General features: G+C 58.9%; 16 protein-coding genes. 7 read left to right on the forward strand and 9 right to left on the reverse strand.

Translation table 11 applies throughout. The features are described from left to right. Positions 1 to 27 precede the first annotated feature (27 nt). On the reverse strand, positions 28 to 615 hold the full coding sequence (locus AC097W_RS01650; RefSeq protein ID WP_479600512.1) for a restriction endonuclease: 588 nt from the start codon (positions 613 to 615) through the stop codon (positions 28 to 30). A gap of 551 nt (positions 616 to 1,166) precedes the next feature. Here AC097W_RS01650 and AC097W_RS01655 point away from each other — a divergent pair. The 3 genes from AC097W_RS01655 (at position 1,167) to AC097W_RS01665 (ending at position 3,765) form a co-directional block, all read left to right on the forward strand. Further along, positions 1,167 to 1,775: a TetR/AcrR family transcriptional regulator gene (locus AC097W_RS01655; protein WP_479600513.1), complete on the forward strand. Its 609-nt coding sequence runs from the start codon at positions 1,167 to 1,169 to the stop codon at positions 1,773 to 1,775. 104 nt (positions 1,776 to 1,879) lie between these two features. Beyond that, complete coding sequence (locus tag AC097W_RS01660) at positions 1,880 to 3,040, forward strand: iron-containing alcohol dehydrogenase (protein ID WP_479600514.1); 1,161 nt, start codon at positions 1,880 to 1,882, stop codon at positions 3,038 to 3,040. Between the two features lie 41 nt (positions 3,041 to 3,081). Beyond that, the gene (locus AC097W_RS01665; RefSeq protein ID WP_479600515.1) at positions 3,082 to 3,765 is read left to right on the forward strand and encodes a type 1 glutamine amidotransferase domain-containing protein; all 684 of its coding nucleotides are present in this window, start codon (positions 3,082 to 3,084) and stop codon (positions 3,763 to 3,765) included. Here AC097W_RS01665 and AC097W_RS01670 read toward each other — a convergent pair. Beyond that, positions 3,752 to 4,000: a hypothetical protein gene (locus AC097W_RS01670; RefSeq protein ID WP_479600516.1), complete on the reverse strand. Its 249-nt coding sequence runs from the start codon at positions 3,998 to 4,000 to the stop codon at positions 3,752 to 3,754. The genes AC097W_RS01665 and AC097W_RS01670 overlap by 14 nt on opposite strands. 161 nt (positions 4,001 to 4,161) lie before the next feature. On the opposite strand from AC097W_RS01670, the gene AC097W_RS01675 reads away from it, so the two are divergent. Further along, positions 4,162 to 5,085 (forward strand): hypothetical protein, encoded by a 924-nt coding sequence (locus AC097W_RS01675; protein ID WP_479600517.1) that lies wholly within the window; start codon positions 4,162 to 4,164, stop codon positions 5,083 to 5,085. An 8-nt stretch (positions 5,086 to 5,093) separates the two neighbouring features. Here the strand turns inward: AC097W_RS01675 and AC097W_RS01680 are convergent, their stop codons facing one another. Continuing rightward, positions 5,094 to 6,149, reverse strand: a complete 1,056-nt coding sequence (locus AC097W_RS01680; protein ID WP_479600518.1) for an alkene reductase — start codon at positions 6,147 to 6,149, stop codon at positions 5,094 to 5,096. 266 nt (positions 6,150 to 6,415) lie between these two features. After that, positions 6,416 to 7,039 (reverse strand): glutathione S-transferase, encoded by a 624-nt coding sequence (locus AC097W_RS01685; protein WP_479600519.1) that lies wholly within the window; start codon positions 7,037 to 7,039, stop codon positions 6,416 to 6,418. A 123-nt stretch (positions 7,040 to 7,162) separates the two neighbouring features. Between AC097W_RS01685 and AC097W_RS01690 the strand changes: the two genes are divergently transcribed. Beyond that, positions 7,163 to 7,582, forward strand: a complete 420-nt coding sequence (locus AC097W_RS01690) for a cold-shock protein (RefSeq protein WP_479600520.1) — start codon at positions 7,163 to 7,165, stop codon at positions 7,580 to 7,582. 58 nt (positions 7,583 to 7,640) lie between these two features. Then, the gene (locus tag AC097W_RS01695; protein WP_479600521.1) at positions 7,641 to 8,579 is read left to right on the forward strand and encodes a DUF6910 family protein; all 939 of its coding nucleotides are present in this window, start codon (positions 7,641 to 7,643) and stop codon (positions 8,577 to 8,579) included. A gap of 12 nt (positions 8,580 to 8,591) precedes the next feature. On the opposite strand, the gene AC097W_RS01700 is transcribed toward AC097W_RS01695, so the two are convergent. Beyond that, complete coding sequence (locus AC097W_RS01700) at positions 8,592 to 9,491, reverse strand: radical SAM protein (protein WP_479600522.1); 900 nt, start codon at positions 9,489 to 9,491, stop codon at positions 8,592 to 8,594. A gap of 354 nt (positions 9,492 to 9,845) precedes the next feature. Between AC097W_RS01700 and gorA the strand changes: the two genes are divergently transcribed. Then, positions 9,846 to 11,210, forward strand: a complete 1,365-nt coding sequence (gene gorA / locus AC097W_RS01705; RefSeq protein WP_479600523.1) for a glutathione-disulfide reductase — start codon at positions 9,846 to 9,848, stop codon at positions 11,208 to 11,210. A gap of 43 nt (positions 11,211 to 11,253) precedes the next feature. Here gorA and AC097W_RS01710 read toward each other — a convergent pair whose 3' ends face one another. The 4 genes from AC097W_RS01710 to AC097W_RS01725 all read right to left on the reverse strand — a co-directional run bounded on the left by AC097W_RS01710 (position 11,254) and on the right by AC097W_RS01725 (position 14,271). Continuing rightward, entirely contained in the window at positions 11,254 to 11,580 is a 327-nt protein-coding gene (locus tag AC097W_RS01710; RefSeq protein ID WP_479600524.1) for a hypothetical protein, read from the reverse strand. Between the two features lie 153 nt (positions 11,581 to 11,733). Continuing rightward, on the reverse strand, positions 11,734 to 11,949 hold the full coding sequence (locus AC097W_RS01715) for a hypothetical protein (RefSeq protein ID WP_479600525.1): 216 nt from the start codon (positions 11,947 to 11,949) through the stop codon (positions 11,734 to 11,736). A 163-nt stretch (positions 11,950 to 12,112) separates the two neighbouring features. Then, the gene (locus tag AC097W_RS01720) at positions 12,113 to 12,982 is read right to left on the reverse strand and encodes a GIY-YIG nuclease family protein (protein WP_479600526.1); all 870 of its coding nucleotides are present in this window, start codon (positions 12,980 to 12,982) and stop codon (positions 12,113 to 12,115) included. A 29-nt stretch (positions 12,983 to 13,011) separates the two neighbouring features. Then, complete coding sequence (locus tag AC097W_RS01725) at positions 13,012 to 14,271, reverse strand: AAA family ATPase (RefSeq protein WP_479600527.1); 1,260 nt, start codon at positions 14,269 to 14,271, stop codon at positions 13,012 to 13,014. Between the last annotated feature and the right edge of the window lie 25 nt (positions 14,272 to 14,296).

Here is a 14,296-nt window from a genome sequence, read left to right on the forward strand (position 1 = left end):
TTTGCTTTTGCGAAACGCATAGCGGTTTCAACGCAGCGCCGCTGCCATGGGCAACCTGGATTTGCAACGCGGGTAGTTGCTGCAGCCCCAAAACTCCGAGCCTCCCTTGCCCGGCGTGCGCTTCACCATCTTTACGCCGCAGCTGGCACAGGTTGGCCGCCAGTATTCCCCTTCAAAGGCAACATCCAGCAAGGTTTGCTGCTGCTCGGGCGTGCGTTTGGCAATCAGCGCCAACAGCGCTCTGCCGTCCATTGCATTGATGCCGTTGTCTTTCGCAAATTGTGCCGCGTCGGCTGTGTAGGTGGACGTGGTGGCGTAGGTTCCGCGCTTGAGCTTGTGCGACGCCATCACGCCCAAGAACCCGCGCAGTTCTTTTACGTTCACGGCTTTGCCTTGCCAGTGCTTGCACTGCACGACCGCTACCGGCCCTCTAGCATGGCGGCTGTGCAACCAGATGTCCACACCGCCATCGGCACCGTGCGATTGGGATCGGGTTTCAAACCCGGCCTGCCCAAAGAGCGCCTCACACACCGCTTCAAACCGGCGCCACTCGATGGCGGCAAATGTCGCAGGGCTCCAGTGCGTGCTGCGCACGCGGGGTGCCGCAGTTTGCACCTTGGGTGTCTCGGATATTTTCGTGAGCTTGTGTGGGGGCGCGCTCGCTGTCAGGGATGAGAACGAGGACGCCTGGGTCGCACCGCTGCGCCTGCTGCCTTTGGTTTCAAGACTTGGTGCAGGGCGAGCAGGACCGCGCCGAGCAGCAAAACGATCCCGCCCAGCGGTCGAAGCATGCCAGCCAATGACCGGATTGCAGGTGTCGAGCCAGCCAGAACGGGGAGCAGCAACAGCCCGGCACCTATCGCAAGGGCAGCAAAGCCTTTGGTCTGCAAGTCGAGAAGCGCGCGGTTCTTCCGCTTGCCGGTGTTTGGCCTGGTCATCTGTTTTCCCTGTTGCTATTGCCGCATTTTTGCGATCTGATTACAGTGTAACTTTAAGCAAAAACAGGCCCCATTCCCCGTGCTGTATGCGCAAGTAGCTATATAAAACATAGCAGAGCCATTTCCGGATGCATTCAGCTGCGTGCCAGCGCCAACAATGCCCCTGTTCGAATCCAGGGATCTATCGCCGTTTGTAGTCGACTGGTCTACTTTGGCTAGAATTCGGGTATGACAGTCGATCAACCCACCGCCAAAGACCACATCCTCGATTGCGGCGAGCGCCTGATTGCGAACAAGGGTTTTGTGGGCGTCGGGCTGGCTGAAATTTTGACGGCTGCGGGCGTTCCCAAGGGCTCCTTCTATCACTACTTCAGTTCCAAAGAGCGCTTTGGCGAGGCGCTGCTGGTGCGCTATCTCGACCAGTATCTGGCCCGCCTGGATGGGTTGCTGAAGACCGATGGCACCTCTGCGCACGCGCGCTTGATGCGCTACTGGTCTTACTGGAATGTTTCGCAGTGCGGCATTGCCCAAGAGGGTTGTACCGAGTCCGCCGGGAGCTCCAAATGCCTGATCGTCAAGCTCAGCGCCGAGGTGGCCGACATTTCGGAAACCATGCGCCTGGCCCTGCGCGATGGTACGGACCGCGTGGTCCAGCGCATTGCCCAGTGCATTGAAGAGGGGCGCGCCGATGGCTCCATTCCCCGTGCCCTGCAAGCCGACGACACCGCGCTGACCCTGTACCAACTGTGGCTGGGTGCCAGCCTGCTGGCCAAGCTGCGCCGGGATGCCAGCCCGTTTGAACACGCCACCCGCAGCACCGAGTTGCTTCTCAGTTAGTCACCCAATTGAAAACTTTCTACAACCTTAATTTATTGATTTACTAGCCGACCGGTCTACTTTTTATTGATTTGAACCACAAACCCTCAACCCAAAGGACTCTCATGCTGAATTTTGACTTTTACAACCCCACGCACATCGTTTTTGGCAAAGACCGAATGGCCGACTTGGCGACTCTGGTCCCGGCCCAGGCCAAAGTGTTGATTCTGGTGGGCGGCGCCAGCGCCGAGAAGAACGGCACGCTCGCCGAAGTGCGCCAGGCTCTGGGTGCGCGCCAGCACAGCACGTTTGCCGGTATCGAGCCCAACCCCAGCTTTGATAACGCAATGAAAGCCGTTGCCCAAGTCCGCGAAGGGGTCTTTGACTTTCTTCTGGCCGTGGGCGGTGGTTCGGTCATTGACGCCGCCAAGTTCATCGCCGCAGCGGTCCCGTTTGAAGGCGATGCCTGGAACATCCTGCTGCAGGGCGGGCGCAACATCACATCGGCCCTGCCATTCGGAACGGTGCTGACCTTGCCAGCCACGGGCTCCGAGATGAACAACGGTGGCGTCATCACCCGCCGCGACATTGGTGCCAAGCTGCCGTTTCGCAGCCGATTCGTGTTTCCCCAGTTCTCGCTCTTGGACCCAACCAAAACCTACACGTTGCCTTTGCAGCAACTGGGCAATGGCGTAGTCGATGCGTTTGTGCACACCGTCGAGCAATACCTCACTTACCCCGTGAACGCGCCCGTGCAGGACCGCTTCGCCGAAGGCCTGCTGCAAACGCTGGTTGAGATCGGCCCGCGCCTGCTGGCGGACCAGGAACCCAACTACGACGACCGCGCCAGCCTCATGTGGGCGGCCACCCAGGCCCTGAATGGCCTCATTGGCGCCGGTGTGCCGCAAGACTGGGCTACCCACATGATTGGCCACGAGCTGACGGCCCTGCACAACATCGATCACGCCCGCACGCTGGCCATTGTGTTGCCCGCCATGCTCAACGAGCGCCGGGTTCAAAAACACGACAAACTGCTGCAGTACGGCGAGCGCGTCTGGGGCATTCGCTCGGGAACCGATGACGAACGCATTACTGCCGCCATTGATAAAACCCGCGACTTCTTTGAGCGCATGGGCATTCCCACCCGCCTCTCGGCCTACGGGCTCGGCGCAGATGCCATTGACGTGGTGATCAAACAGCTGGAGGCCCATGGCATGACGAAGCTGAGCGAACACCGTGACGTCACACCCGCCGTCAGCCGCCGCGTGCTCGAAGCCGCGCTGTGAACCTTTCCCCAATCCATTTACCCACAACTGAAAGAAACCCCATGAAAAAAATCCTGATGGTGCTGACCTCGCACGACCAACTCGGCAACACCGGCGCCAAAACCGGCTTCTGGCTGGAAGAATTTGCTGCCCCCTATTACGCGTTCAAAGACGCAGGTGCCGCCATCACGCTGGCATCGCCCCTGGGTGGCCAGCCGCCGCTGGACCCCAAGAGTGACGACGCCGCTTCGCAGACCGATGCCACCCGCCGATTCAAAGCCGATGCCGATGCACAAGCGCTGCTAGCCAGCACCCACAAACTCAGTGACATGAGCGCGGTTGAATTCGATGCCGTGTTCTACCCCGGTGGCCATGGCCCGCTGTGGGACCTGGCGGAAGACAAAAACTCCATTGCCCTGATTGAAGCCATGCTGACCGCGGGCAAACCGGTGGCCGCCGTGTGCCACGCGCCTGCCGTGTTGCGTCACCCTAAAGTCGATGGCAAATCAGTCGTGCACGGCAAGTCCGTGACCGGCTTTACCAACACCGAAGAGGCTGCAGTGGGCCTGACCGACATCGTTCCCTTTCTGGTGGAAGACATGCTGACCGGCAACGGCGGTCACTACTCCAAAGGTGCTGACTGGCAACCCTATGTGTTGACCGACGGATTGTTGATCACCGGACAAAATCCGGCATCTTCCGAGCCGGCAGCGCATGCGCTGCTGGACTTGCTCAAGACGCTGTGAGATAGGGCGCAAGCCGGGCGTTGACGTCCGCTGCATCGGGCTGCGCAAACACCGTGTTGTGCTGGTCCGTCAGCGGGCCGCCACCGGGCTCCACGGCACCAGCGGCGTCGTAGCCCACGGCCTTGAACTTCCACACCCCGCCCACGCGCTTGAGGTTGCCCACATGCGCACCATCTGGCAGATGCACGCTTTGCACATCGGCGTTGACCGGGGTGAGGGTGAGGGTTGTGGGCATTGGTCAAGTTTACTTCCAGCCCCCGTGGAGCAAGCGACCACCCTTTGTATTGCAGTCACGGTTGACAGGGAACGGGTGCGCACGCGAACAGGCCTTGCTGCACCACGTTTGATGTGGTTGAATTTCCCTTCAATAACGATCTTGTTTTGGGGGGTACGCTCATGTCTCAACTGTTCAGAACCGCCACCTTGTTGGCCCTGCCTCTGGCAATCATCGGCTGCGCGCCACTCAACCCGAGTTTGAAAATTGACGATACCCCCGTTGGCGGCGCTGCCAGCGCGGAGTCTGGAATCAACAGCAACACCGCCACCATTCTCGGGTCCAGCTTGCTCATCACGGGACCGGTGGACCCCAACCAGGCAAACAATCGCATCCGCCTTTCAAACCCCGGTTCGCCAGCGGACTTGGGCGTGCTGCCGCCGGGCCGGTATTTTGGAAATATGCAGTGGTCTTATCAACGCATTTTTTCTGGCACGCCTGAGACCATCAATGCAAGCTCGGTGGACTTTCAAGTGCTGGAGCCTGACGGTTGTTTCACGTTTAATTTCGGCGCACCGCCACCCGGTGCGGGTGCCTGGACGCCCAGCACGCAGGGTTGGTCGGCCTCACAGTTTTTTGTAGGCGACACCGATGTGCTGGCCAGCCAAACGGCCATTCCAGGACTCTCCCCTTTGAACAATCAGCTTGATCTGCTGATTCACCCCAACGCCTTGGGCGCCAGTTCTACCGTGCCGCTTTGGAGAACCGATGTGCAGTCTCCGTCACTGGAAAAAAATGCCGCGTGGCAAACAGCCACCGGCATTCAATACTGGATCAGCGCCAGCCGGTACACGAATCTGAATTTGCAGGTGCAGTCCATCTTGCGCGTGCGCAAGGCCGACGGCACCCTCGCCTTGTTTGCAGAAGGCATGCAAGGCAACCGCGTCTTCTACCCCATCAATACGTGGAGTCCGGTCGTCAGTCCCATTGCATTGCCAGCGGGGTCTACTGTAGTCGGGGCCATCATCCGCATTTTTGGTTTGCTGCCTCTGCCAGCCGGGCCGGATATCAACATCAAGCTGGGCAGTATCTGTCCGAAGCCGTAGCGAAGAACTTAGAGTGTCGGGTAGTCGGTGTATCCCTTGGCGCCCGGCGTATAAAACGTGCTCGCATCCGGCACATTGAGCGCCGCGCCGGCGTGGATGCGCGCCGGCAGATCCGGGTTGGCCAGGAAACTGGTGCCAAAGGCCACAGCGTCAAGCTTGCCGTCGGTAATGGCCTGCTCGGCCTCCGCAGACGTGTAGCCCATATTGCCAATCAGCACGCCCTTGTATTTTTCGCGGACCACTGTCATCACATCGCCTTTTTGCACCTGGTAAAAGTCCGAGCGCATCACGTGCAGGTAGGCCAGGTTGAAGGCGTTGAGTTTCTCGGCCAGGAAGCCGATCAGCGCAAGGGGGTCGCTGTCGATCATGCTGTTGTAGCTGTTCAGGGGCGACAGGCGCAGGCCGACACGGTCAGCACCAATGGCTGCAGTCACTGCAGTCAGCACATCAAACAAAAAGCGTGCGCGGTTCTCCATGGAGCCGCCGTAGGCATCGGTGCGCTTATTGGCCCCATCACGCAAAAACTGGTCGATCAGATAGCCATTGGCGCCATGCACCTCCACACCGTCAAAGCCCGCAGCAATCGCGTTCTTGGCGCCCTGCACATAGGCGGCCACCACGGCGGGAATCTCGTCCGCTGTGAGGGCGCGCGGCGCGGCATTGGGCAGCTTGCCTTGCGGGGTTTGCACCTCGCCTTCGATGGCGGTGGCGGTTGACGAAACGGTTTCTGCGCCGTCATTCATGGCCGGGTGCGCGGCGCGGCCCGCATGCCATATCTGCATGAAGATGCGCCCGCCCTGGGCGTGCACAGCAGCGGTCACCGGCTTCCATGCCTCCACCTGTTCTGCGGAGTAGATGCCGGGCTCATTGATGAAGGCCGACGTGCCGGGTGCCACCATGGTGCACTCGGTGATCAACAGGCCACCGCTGGCGCGCTGGGAGTAGTACTCGGCCATCAACGCATTGGGCAGGTGCCCGGCGTCTGCGCGGGTGCGGGTGAGGGGAGCCAGAAGAATACGGTTGGGAATGTTCAGCGCGCCGACTTGCAGGGAATTAAAAAGCATGGGAATCCAGTTATTGAAAGGTGACGCAAGGTATCACCCTACGAATACACGTGGGTGGGCGGGGTCTCTGAAATGCGCGCCCGCGATAGCCCTTACCACACGCTGTAGCAGTAAAAACCGCGTTGAGTCACCTTGCTTAATAAAGAGGCGCCCTCTGCAAAGCCATGGCTGGCGGGGCTTTTGTTGCTTGTGAACAGGCTTATCCACAAGGAAGCCCACAGACCGCAGGGGCAAGTATTTTTTGGAAATATTCGCAAGCGGTTTGCTTAGCTTGCGCCAAATTTGGCGTAGTACTGCACCACCGCCGGAATGTGCGCAATGCGCTGCACATGGGCACTGACATGGGGTGCCACCTTCTCCACCAGATCGGTAGGCACGTGGTCCAGCTTGCCGGAGGCAAGCCCGCGCACAAAAACAAATACTTTCAGGTCGGCAATGGTGAGGCGGCTGTCGGCAAAAAACGCACCGCCATGGGCTTGCAGTTGGGCTTGCAGCCAGCTCAGAACCATGGGCAACGGCCCTTCCACCAGCGCGGTGCGGGCCTCTTTGAGCGCGTCGCCGGTGAGGCCAAAAGTGGTGCCCAGCTTCACGTTGGCGTCTTCCAGCACGTCCAGCACTTCGTCGCACAGCAGGGCCTGGTAGGGGTCAAGCGGGTACAGGCCGGTGAGCTTGCCCACATAGCGCGTGATGGCGTCGCTTTGGGTGACCTGCACGCCGTCCACATGCAGCGTGGGAACCTGGCCAAAAGGAGTGGTCTTGCGAACCTCGGCAAACTCGGGAAAGGCAAAGCGGCGGTCTTCAAACGCAATGCCGCCGATATGCATCGCCAGCCTTGCAGGTTCGCCACGGCCGCCGTGCATATCGAAGTAGGTGAGTTTGAGTTGGGTCATGTTGATGTCCTTCCGGTGGTGAGCGAACCGCTATCAATAGCGCAGCAATATTGTGCCGCTAAAATCATTTTCAAAATATAGATAGCGCTGGCCCACAGGGTCCGCGAAACGGGAGTGACAGATATGGCATTGAGGTTTGATGGCACCTTGAAGAAGTTGCACGCCGACCGCGGCTTTGGGTTTATTGCTGCGGACGATGACGGGCAGGAACTATTTTTCTACATTTCAGTGTTTGCGCGCGATCGACAGTTGCCCCTGATCGGCGATCGACTGTCGTTTGAAGTGGAGCCCGACCGCGAAGGCAACAAGCGTGCGGTGCGGGTGCGCCGCGCCAGCGCTGCGCATGTGGCCAGTGCACCGGCGCCGCTGCGCAGCGTGCAGCGCGATCGCCGGGAGGTGCAGACCTCAGGCTACCTGGGCAAGCTCATCAGCGTTGCACTCATCGGTGCGATGGCCTGGTATGGCTACAACCACTATGCGACGCGCTCGGTACAGTCTGAATCCGGACTTCCAGCGCCTTCAGCAATCCTGCCCAACGCTTGACTGCTGTTTCTTCATTCACGCTCTCTGTACCATTGGGACATCCGTCAACAAGACCCCTATGGCAAACACCACACCCAACTCCGCCCTGCAACCCGTTTTTATCCAACACCTGTTGGTCAATGCCCCGCACCAAGCCGGTGGACAAGCCCACCCAAGTCACCTGAGCGCGGCCAGCGGTCTGGTGCGCCGGGGGCGCCGCTTTGTGGTGGTGGCCGATGATGCCGTACATCTGGGGTTGTTTGAAGAAGCCGCCGACAGCGCCAACCCGGAAAATCCAGACAACCAAGCCGCACCGGGCACCCTGCTTCCCCTTCTGGGGAGCCCTCTGGACACTCTGGCCCGGCTGCCGCCGCTGCCGGGTTGCCCCGCGGGCGCGCTGCTGGCGCTGGGCTCTGGCATCACACGCAACAACGACACCGGTGTGCTGGCGGTGCTGGACGTGCAGGGCGCGCCCAACGGCCGCATGGCCAGCGTTAACCTGGCCCCGCTCTATGCGCCCTTGCGCAAAAAAATGGATGACCTGAACATTGAAGGCGCACTGGTTGTCAGCGACGAACTGATCCTGCTGCAGCGGGGCAGCAGAGGGCAAAGCACCTGCATTCGTTACGACTGGAACAAAATGGCCCCGTGGCTGGCGGGCCTGCAGCCACTGCCACCCCCCGCCAAAAGCGTGCAGAAGCTGCCGCTGGGCAACGTCAGCGGCGTGCCCCTGAGCATGACCGATGCTACGGCGCTGGAAGGCGGGGCGTGGATGTTTTGCGCCGTGGCCCAGCGCGTGGAGGCCAACGGCCAATACGGTCCCTGCATCGGCTCTTCCATTGGCCTGGTATCCGCCGAAGGCGAGTTGGGCACCGTCTACCAATTGCAAGGAGCCCCCAAGGTGGAAGGCATTGCCGCGCAGGCCGACGGTGCGCAGTGGCTGGTGACGCTGGTTGCCGACCCGGCTGACCCCGAGCTGCCCGCGCAGGTGCTGCGGGTGCGCGTGCCGCGTAACTGAAACAACTTGTCGCTATAACCCGCGCTGCGATGCGTGGCGCAATGGGGCCGATTGCGGGCTGTCAATGGCATGCTGCACCTCGGCCAGCAAACGCGCCTTTTCAGCACCCAGCACGCCCTTAAGCGCCAGCCAGTTGGACGCATGGTCGCTGCGAAAGACCGTACGCTCCAACTCCAGCGCCTGCAAAAATTGCGCTGTTTCAACAAATAATTCGGCTTGATCCAGCGGCTCCCACTCGGGGAAGTTTTGCCGAAAACGCGCCTCGCCCTGCGGAAAGCTCACCACCAGGGTCGCCAAAAACTCGGGCTGCGTGGCGTTGATAAGCCGGGCCGAATTCTCCGCATGTTGATGGGAGAGTTCACGGCCGCCCAGCCCGTTGAGCAGCATCACCGAGCGGGTAATTCCAGCTGCGCGCAGCTTGTCCAGCGCCTCAAAGGTGGACTCAAAGGTTTCACCTTTGTTTACCCGCTGCAAAACGGTGTCGTCACCCGACTCGGCGCCGATGTAGGCCAGAGTCAAACCCGCTTCATGCAGCTCCGTCAGCTCTTGCACCGTTTTGTTGCGCAGGTTGCGCGGCAGGCAGTAGGTTGAAACCCGCCGCACCGCGGGCAAGTGGGTTTTGATGGCTTCCAGTACGGTCATCAGGCGCCGTGTGGACAGCGCCATGGCGTCGCCATCGCCCAGAAAGACACGTTGCAACTGGCCCCCGTACAGGGCTGCACAACGCGCAATGGCATCCAGGGTTTCTTGCTCCTCGCGCACCGCAAACTTCTTTTGCGGCTCGGTGTACATCTCGCAATAGGTGCATTTGTTCCACGAGCAGCCGTTGGTCACTGGAAGGATCAGCGACTGCGCCTCACTGGGCGGGCGAAAGACCGGGTTGATGTAGCGGATGGGGATTTCTTGTGGCACGGGTGGACTTGCAGAGTGTGGTTCCAGAGGGATGCGCCATTTTGCACTGGGGTTGCTGGCCCCTACCACAAGCCAACGCGACAAAAGCCGCACTGCACCGTGCTGCTTAAAAACAAGGCAGCGTCTGCAGAACCAAGGCTGGCGCGGGTTTGGCGGCTTGTGAACATGCTTATCCACAACAAAGCCCACAGAGTGCAGGGGCAAGTATTTTTTGGAAATATTTGCAGTCGGTGAAGTCAGCAGGTCGCTGCGGGGCGCAACACGGCACGCTTCGTTGTACCCTTGAGCAAGCTCATCAGCCTGGAACTGATGTGATTTTTCGGGCATTCACCCGGCACGTTTGGGGATTTTTTGATGAACGAATTTGATCTGGTAGTCATTGGCGGTGGTTCTGGTGGCGTGCGCGCGGCACGCATCGCGGCAGGCTACGGCGCCAAAGTGGCCTTGGTGGAGGAATACCGCATGGGCGGCACCTGCGTTATTCGGGGTTGCGTGCCAAAGAAGTTGATGGTGTATGCCTCGCGCTATGTCCAGGAGTTTGAAGAGGCTGAAGGCTTTGGCTGGACCCTGGGGGAAAAACGTTTTGACTGGAGCACCCTCAAGACCCACCGCGATGCGGAAGTGGCGCGCCTGGAGGGCATTTACCGCAGCAATCTGGTGAAAGCCGGGGTCCACATTTTTGCAGGTCGCGCGCGTCTGGCCAATGCCACCACCGTGGCACTGTCTGACGGGCAGCAACTATCCACACGCCACATCCTCATTGCGACTGGCGGCAAGCCGGTGAACGGGCCTTCGTTTCCGGGCAGCGACTTGACCATCGATTCCAACGGATTTTTCGACCTGGAGCACATGCCCAAACAAGTGGTGGTGCAGGGGGCCGGATACATCGCACTGGAGCTGGCTTGCGTGTTGCAACTGTTGGGCGCCACGGTGCATGTGGTGGTGCGGGGCGACCAGATATTGCGGGGGTTTGATGACGAAACCCGCAAGCACCTGGCCGGCGAACTGATAGCCAATGGCATGCATTTTCACTTTGGGCGCGAAGTGCACGCGGTGGCCAAGTCCGCCGCGGGACTGGAGGTGCTGCTGGACAACGGCGAAACGCTGCCTGCTGACTGTGTCTTGCGTGCCATCGGGCGTGCACCCCTCACGCAAGACCTGGGTCTGGAAAATGCCGGCGTCGCCCTGAATGCGCAGGGTGCCATTGCGGTCGATGCGTTTTCGCAAACCACGGCGGCGGGCATCTATGCGGTGGGTGATGTGACCCACCGGTTCAACCTCACCCCCATGGCCATTCGCGAAGGCCACGCCTTTGCCGACACCGTGTTTGGCAAACGCCCGCGCTCGGTGGACTACACCTTGATCCCCACGGGCGTTTTCACCACCCCCGAGGTGGGCGTGGTGGGCTTGACGGAAGAGCAGGCGCTCAAGCGCTTTCCACAGCTTGATGTGTACAGCACCAGCTTTCGCCCGCTGAAAGCCACCTTGTCAGGCCACCATTCCAAGACGTTTTTGAAGCTGTTGGTGGATCGCGCAACGGACCGTGTAGTGGGCTTTCATAGCGTAGGCCCCGACACCGGTGAAATGGCCCAGCTCATGGGCGTGGCGCTGCAAATGCAGGCTACCAAAAGCGCGCTCGACGCCACCCTGGCCGTGCACCCTACGGCAGCCGAAGAACTGGTGACCATGCGCACGCCGACGCGGCAGCACAATGTGTAGGCAATGGGCCTCCAGCCCGCTCTAAGCCGACCTTAGGCCGACCTTAGGCCTGCCACACGCCAAACCCCGCCGAGCGCAGGTCGATGCCGATTTCGATCTCCTTGTCCACGGCATCCTCATAGCACATGGGATTGAAGGCCTCATACAGATCGGGCAGCAACCGCAGACCGTATTGCTGCGCATAGCGGTTGGCCTGGATGCCCGCCTTGTGCTTGTCAAAGCGCACGTCGGGGTCCAGCCCGGTCATGCCCACGTACACGCAGGGCTTGCCTTCGATGTAGCCCGGGTTGCTCTTGCGAAAGCGCGGCTCAAAGAGTACGTCTGGGGAGAGTTCGACCACATAAACGTGGTGGTGCTTGCGGCGGGGCATGGTGTGGATAAATTATGCAATAGATAGGCCTCTAGCCCCCGTGGAATATGCGCAAGCAGCTACAAAAAATGTAGCAAAAATCAAAACGCAAGGTTAGAAGGAAACCTCATCAGCCGCAAGGGTGCGGCCCCTTGTGGCGCTGCGGTGGGTTCACTACTTTGCAGGCGTGATCTGCTTCTGGCGCACGTATTCGTTGTATTCCGCCAGCGGCATCGCCGTCAGGCCTGCGGCGCCGTTGGTTTCGGTCCAGCTAAGCGTGGCGCTGTCAGCACTCAGGTCCACCTCCACCGGGCCGGGTGGAATGACTATCGGAGCGCCTTCGCCGGGACGGTAGGTCACGTGTTGATGGATTGTGGCGTGCAGGGACATGGCGGGCTCCTAAATCTGCATTGCACGCCTGAAATGTGCCGTCGTCTGTGTGGTGGCACACCCGTGGGGGGGTTGCCAGGGCTCGCGCGCGGGAAAATATGTGTCAAATAAGCCTCTATCCCCCGTGGAATATGCGCAAGCAGCTACTAAAAAAGTAGCAAAACTAGCCCGCCACACCCACCACTTGCCGCTTCACTTCGTCCAGCGTTTTGCCGTTTGCCGCCTTCCACTCGATCCAACCGTTGGCGGAGCGACCCATCACCGCCATGGCGGCCATGCTGGGGCTGGTGAACAGGTGGTCACGGGTGAAAACCAGCAGGCCGTTTTGCGCGGAGAGGATGCCGTCCAGCACTAACTGGTTGCGCAGTCGCTCGTTGGATGTGCCCTGAATGGAGGCGACGATTTCGGCGCGGCCCTTGGAGCCCTTGTGCACCACAAAGCCCTCGGTGGTGTACTCGCCCACGCCATCTGCGCCAGAGCCTTTGCAATAGAACAATTCCTTCTCGCCCTTGGCGGTGGGCGCATTGGTCAACGGCTCGAAAATGGGCTGGCCCAACGTCGCCAGCAGGGTGGCGGCGGTCTCATGAATCTCGTGGCAATCTGCCTCCAGCGGGGCGGGCGTGTGGGGCCGTGCGCCGGTGTTGCCGTTCTCCAGGCTGTAGCGCCCGGTCTTGGTGGCCTCTGCAATGGCAAACCACTCCAGAAATAGCGCATGCGTTTGCGTCATGCTGTTGGTGAGCGAGATGACCACCATCGCGCGGTTCCAAAAGTCTTTTCCCTGGTTGTGCTGCACCAGCCGGGTGCCGACGTTGCCAGACTGGCCAATGTAGGCGCGTGGCAAGCCAGCCTCCGACAATTCGCCCAGCAAAAAATACACACCCACTTGCTGCGCCTCCGGCATCTTGAGGAAGTCTGCCAACTGGCTGCGCGGCACTTCGATCACGCGAACAATCCGCGTTGTGATCTCGGCCACGCGCATGCCACGCGGGTCACCGGCAGGGAGGAAGATTTGGATTGTTTGCGGGCGGGACATGCCTAAATTTACTCATCTGCCTTAGCTGTTCAAAGTGCACTATCCCATGGGTCGTAAACATCGGGCTTTCCGTTTGCGTCGACTTCGATATCAACTTTTTTGAATTTGCTACTGCCTTCACTTCTTTCAACCGTATAAATGGCTAAGTCATTGGGGGACAATCGACCAGCCCGAATTTCGTCCAAAAGACCCAAAAACAATTCTCTCGAGTGTGTTTCCGCGACGATGTGTAGTTCTTTTGTCTTTGCCGCTTTGACAAATACGCCTGCCAATAACTTCGCGGCGGTGTGATTCAAGTGAAGCTCTGGTTGTTCAAAGAGTAGAGTTGCCTTGGCTGGGGCGAAACTACACTGCGCCAAAACGGGCAATACTTGGGACATACCGTACCCCAAATCTGCAATGGGGAGGTTTGCGTCATCTGCCAGTGTCACCGTGACATCAAACAGATCTGACTTGCCGACACGTGAAACATCAACTTTTTTTGCCAACCCCATCTGATTTAGCCAACCGCCGATTTCCTTTAAATGCGGGCGCCCCTTGGTTTGCACAAATTCGTTAGCCAAAAGAGTTATCGCGTTTTCCCCTTGTGCGCCGACTTCAGTAGGACTCGATCCCCGAGTTGGGTAACGACGCAAGGGTGACTGGCGAAATGGACCGAGATACAAAACACTGCCTAATTCTGCAGAAACGATTTGTTTGCAAGATTCGTTGTAGAGAAATGCTTCGAAGCCCCCTTCAGATTTCGCAGATTTTGGAAACAAGCTTGCATATAGAGCGCTGTCGTAGGCTGAGCCCGCTACCACTGCTTTGCCGTTGAAGTCGACGATGTAATTACCTTTTGTCTTATTAAGTTTGAAGTTCAACTTGCTTGACGGGGACGAGTAAGAAAGTCTGTCCAAGTAAATATCTTGCGTTCGTTTGGTACTTTTGAAACTGTAATCAGCCGCAAAAATATCGCTAGAAGCAAGTTTTTGTTGTTTGCCAAGACCTCGAAATGTATGGCGAAGATTGGTGCTTTCAAAACCTATTCCAATTGCATCAACGTAAGACTTGGAGTGAATAACTTCAATAAATCGACCTAGATGAACCTGCGCATATTCATCATCAAGCACGAGCGGGCGCCCTGAGCTTGGCAATTTTGACGTTTGTGCTAAGGCTGCCAAGGCGTGAATGCAACTACTTTTCCCCGAAGAGTTAGGGCCAATAAAAAGGGTTATAGGTTTGATATCGAATTCGACCGCCTCGTTTACGCCTTTGAAATTTTTGATTTTTAGTTTGCTTATTGTCATTTTCTCTCCTGAATTTTTTGTATTG

The organism is Rhodoferax sp. GT1R46 (genome assembly GCF_056521285.1).

Bases quoted from the DNA above. Each gene is read 5' to 3' on its own strand.
- AC097W_RS01655 (WP_479600513.1), top strand. From the start codon at position 1,167: ATGACAGTCGATCAACCCACCGCCAAAGACCACATCCTCGATTGCGGC.
- AC097W_RS01660 (WP_479600514.1), top strand. From the start codon at position 1,880: ATGCTGAATTTTGACTTTTACAACCCCACGCACATCGTTTTTGGCAAA.
- AC097W_RS01665 (WP_479600515.1), top strand. From the start codon at position 3,082: ATGAAAAAAATCCTGATGGTGCTGACCTCGCACGACCAACTCGGCAAC.
- AC097W_RS01670 (WP_479600516.1), bottom strand. From the start codon at position 4,000: ATGCCCACAACCCTCACCCTCACCCCGGTCAACGCCGATGTGCAAAGC.
- AC097W_RS01675 (WP_479600517.1), top strand. From the start codon at position 4,162: ATGTCTCAACTGTTCAGAACCGCCACCTTGTTGGCCCTGCCTCTGGCA.
- AC097W_RS01680 (WP_479600518.1), bottom strand. From the start codon at position 6,149: ATGCTTTTTAATTCCCTGCAAGTCGGCGCGCTGAACATTCCCAACCGT.
- AC097W_RS01685 (WP_479600519.1), bottom strand. From the start codon at position 7,039: ATGACCCAACTCAAACTCACCTACTTCGATATGCACGGCGGCCGTGGC.
- AC097W_RS01690 (WP_479600520.1), top strand. From the start codon at position 7,163: ATGGCATTGAGGTTTGATGGCACCTTGAAGAAGTTGCACGCCGACCGC.
- AC097W_RS01695 (WP_479600521.1), top strand. From the start codon at position 7,641: ATGGCAAACACCACACCCAACTCCGCCCTGCAACCCGTTTTTATCCAA.
- gorA (WP_479600523.1), top strand. From the start codon at position 9,846: ATGAACGAATTTGATCTGGTAGTCATTGGCGGTGGTTCTGGTGGCGTG.
- AC097W_RS01710 (WP_479600524.1), bottom strand. From the start codon at position 11,580: ATGCCCCGCCGCAAGCACCACCACGTTTATGTGGTCGAACTCTCCCCA.
- AC097W_RS01715 (WP_479600525.1), bottom strand. From the start codon at position 11,949: ATGTCCCTGCACGCCACAATCCATCAACACGTGACCTACCGTCCCGGC.
- AC097W_RS01720 (WP_479600526.1), bottom strand. From the start codon at position 12,982: ATGTCCCGCCCGCAAACAATCCAAATCTTCCTCCCTGCCGGTGACCCG.
- AC097W_RS01725 (WP_479600527.1), bottom strand. From the start codon at position 14,271: ATGACAATAAGCAAACTAAAAATCAAAAATTTCAAAGGCGTAAACGAG.